General features: G+C 69.1%; 3 protein-coding genes. All 3 read left to right on the forward strand.

Annotated elements, in window-relative coordinates; all coding sequences use genetic code 11:
• The first annotated feature begins 580 nt into the window (after positions 1–580).
• From ACFTZL_RS43350 to ACFTZL_RS43360, 3 genes are read left to right on the forward strand one after another with little or no spacing between them, the layout of a single operon-like run.
• Positions 581–799 carry a hypothetical protein gene (locus ACFTZL_RS43350; RefSeq protein WP_382595675.1) on the forward strand — a complete coding sequence of 73 codons (219 nt, stop codon included), beginning with the start codon at positions 581–583 and terminating at the stop codon, positions 797–799.
• The gene (locus tag ACFTZL_RS43355) at positions 796–1,704 is read left to right on the forward strand and encodes a sigma-70 family RNA polymerase sigma factor (protein ID WP_382595678.1); all 909 of its coding nucleotides are present in this window, start codon (positions 796–798) and stop codon (positions 1,702–1,704) included. Before ACFTZL_RS43350 ends, ACFTZL_RS43355 begins: the two co-directional genes overlap by 4 nt.
• The gene (locus ACFTZL_RS43360) at positions 1,701–2,537 is read left to right on the forward strand and encodes a hypothetical protein (protein ID WP_382595680.1); all 837 of its coding nucleotides are present in this window, start codon (positions 1,701–1,703) and stop codon (positions 2,535–2,537) included. The genes ACFTZL_RS43355 and ACFTZL_RS43360 overlap by 4 nt, the downstream gene beginning before the upstream one ends.
• Positions 2,538–3,096 lie beyond the last annotated feature (559 nt).

A 3,096-nucleotide genomic window follows, 5' to 3' on the forward strand; every position in this document is an offset into this window, starting at 1 on the left:
GACCGGATTCGCGCCACGCCTGGTTCCCGAGATGCCGGCAGGTCCAGGGGCACCTGGTTCGTACGACAGCACAGGCCCGGGCTGTGGCGCGGGCGTTGTCAGTGCCGTGGTCTACGGTCGTCGTGTCCCGGCTTGGGACCGCTGTGCTCTCGCCTGGCCTCATGCCTGGCCAGGCGAGAGCCGCGTTGCCCGCTTCCCCCCTTTGACGGGTTGGCACGGGGGCGGGCCCTTCCGGATGGAAGGCCGACACCAACGGCGTCTTGTTCTATTGACGTCTCTTCGACGTGCAATTGCAAGGAGATCCGGGAACTTCCACCCGTCCGCGCGCCTGCTTGCGTTTTCTGACCGCCGATGCCCTGACGGGGCGCCCGGAGATGGTCGGTGATCGCCATTGTTCCGTGATTTCTTGATCACGTGGCGTAACAACTACCGCTCTCGCCATGCTGGTTCACCTCCTCGGCACGGCGGCCTGGCACCCGCCTGCCGGGGTGCGCGGCGGCCTTCTTCGGATGGGGCCGCCGGATCCCTGAGGCCGACCTCTCGACACCGAAAACCGACCGCGTCTCCCATAGGAACTTGTATGAAGCATCGTCAGATAGTCGTCATCACGGTCACGGCGACGGTGTTCGCCTGGAGCACCGTACTGGTCGCCGTCGGCGAGACGGCCGCGGTGGCCGGGCTCGCTCCGGCTCTCGCCCTGACCGTGCAGCAGATCGTGCACGCCTCCCGTTCCCACACCGCGCCCGGCGCCGGCAACCGCGTGGACGCGGCCACGGACAAGGAGGACGACGCCCCGTGACGACGCCCACCGAGCCGCCGGTACCACCCGACAGACCCTCCACCGCGCGGCCCGGCCGCAAGCTCGGACCGATCGCCCCGTTCGTCAGCAGCGCCCACCGGGCCTGGCTGGACCCGATTCGCGAGACCTACCTCGCCAGCGGCCTGACCCTGAGCGATCTGAGCACACGCGTCCGCTTCGCCAAGTCCAAGATCTCCGAACTGCTGCGCGGCGTGGGCCTCTACCCGCGCTGGGAGATCGTCTACTTACTTGCCACGGAGCTGGGCATGCCGAACTGGCCCCTGTACCGGCTGTGGTGCCAGGCCGCATACGAGGCACAGAAGAGCAGCGAGTGGGTCGACAACTGCACCGAACGGACCCCCATCCTGACCGCCACCCACACCGCCCCGCCCTTGGATCACCGCGCCTTCCGCGAACTGGTGGAGACGGACTACCTGTTCTTCGCCCAGGCCTTCCTCGACGACGACCAGCGCGACGCCGCCATCGACGACACCTTCGACATCCTGTGGCTGTCCTGGGATGACGCCCTCGCCAGCCAGGACACCCGCGGCTACGCCTGGAATGTCCTGCGCGCCACGGTCATGGCCCGCGCTCCGCACCGGGACGGCTGGCCCGAACTGGGCAGTGCCGCCTTCGACACCGCTGCGTTGCAGTCCCTCACCGACCCGGCCGACCGCCTCAACCAGATCGCCGAGAGTCTTCAGCTGTTCACGGCCATGAGCCGCCTGCCCACCCGCCAGCTCGACGTCATGGTGCTGCGCCGGCTGTGCGGCCGCCCGCCCGAGACCGTCTCCGCCCTCCTGGGCGTGCCCCTGGCCGCCGTCCGCTCCGACGAGCGCCACGCCACCCGCTTCCTGGAAAGCGTCCTGTGCCCGCCGCCTCCGACCGAAGGGATCACCCCGTGACCGGCATCGAAGAACTCCTTTCCAGAGCCCTGCTCGTCCGCGAGCGCACCTTGCCCCGCGACGTCGTTCCCGCATCGAACCGGCCGCCTGCACCCGATGCCGCTCACGCTAGCCAGAGCTCCCCGAGCGGCAGCCGCTATGCGGCGGCCGAGGATCTGCGCGCCCTGTGCGAAACCCTTGTCTCGCACACCCCACCGCGCACCGTCGCCAAGTTCGTCACCGACCAGGTCCCCGAACCCCGCGCCGCCCTGGTCCTCGCTTGTGTCCTGCAGCTGACCGACACCGATGAGGGCGCCCGCTTCTGGTGGCAGTACGCCGCCGGCGCCGGACAAGCCGCCGCCGCCTACTGCCTTTACCTCCATCACCTGGCACTGGGAGAGCGGGACACCGCGGACTTCTGGCACCGGCAAACCGACGATGTCCAGCCCCCGCCCGAACCCCCGGCGTTCGACCACGGCGGCACCTGGCACCCGGCCGACCACCGCATCACCAGCACCTCCACCACCCACTTCATGCGGATCCTGCGCCACCTCGCCAAGCAGACCGTCCGCTCCCGGCCGCCTGGTGTCAGCAAGCTCATGGCCTACATGCCGACCGCTGTCACGGCCGGCTACCTCCGCGAGCCCGACACGGAGCTCCCCTTGCCCGGACACGAGTTCGCCCGCCGCATCAATTACCTCCTCGCCGCGGCCGACCGCCCCTCCATCTGGGACAGCCGCCCGCGCCGTGCCAGCCGCTCTGCCCCCGGCCCGTACAGCTCCCCGGACACCAGAGGAGACGATCGTGAGCACAGGCAGACCATCCCCGAGCAGATGGGCACCGCCAAACGCTGAGCACGTCGGCACGTTGCGCCGCGAGAGTCGGCCCGTGAGGGAGCGGCGGCTCAGGCTTGGCGAGGTCGTCCGGCACGGCTGGGGCGATGGGGAGGGAGAGCTGCACAGCCGCAGCCTGCCTCGCGCTGTGCTGCGGCGTGCAGCGCATGTGCGGGCTGCGGCAGCGATCGTGTGCTGGGTTGTGCCTGCCTCGCAGGTGTTTCGTCTTGTCAGTACGACTGTTGTGCACGGGCGGGTGATTGTGCGGCTGTTCGCTCCCGCGCCCTGGTGCGGGGTGGCTATCAAGGTGGGGTGATCAAGACCGTTGTGCGCGCCCCGTCAGCGGGAGCGTGTCAGTGGCGGTTGGTCAGAGGGGCGATGTCTTCACGACTGCCATGAAGCGGTACGTGCACAGATGACTGACTGTCAGGTCGAGGGCCCATCGCACCGGGTTGCTCATCGAGGCGACCTCACTGATCTGTCTCTCAAATCGCCCGTCTCGTCGACCACGAGCACCGCCTCGGTGTCGCGCAGGTGCTCGACCACGTAGGCGCGTATGTCGTCACGAATCGCGTCGGCG

The organism is Streptomyces sp. NPDC056948 (assembly GCF_042674225.1).
Lineage (GTDB): Bacteria > Actinomycetota > Actinomycetes > Streptomycetales > Streptomycetaceae > Streptomyces > Streptomyces purpurascens.

Excerpts from the sequence above, each read along its gene's own strand:
- ACFTZL_RS43350 (WP_382595675.1), top strand. The coding sequence starts at position 581 with ATGAAGCATCGTCAGATAGTCGTCATCACGGTCACGGCGACGGTGTTC.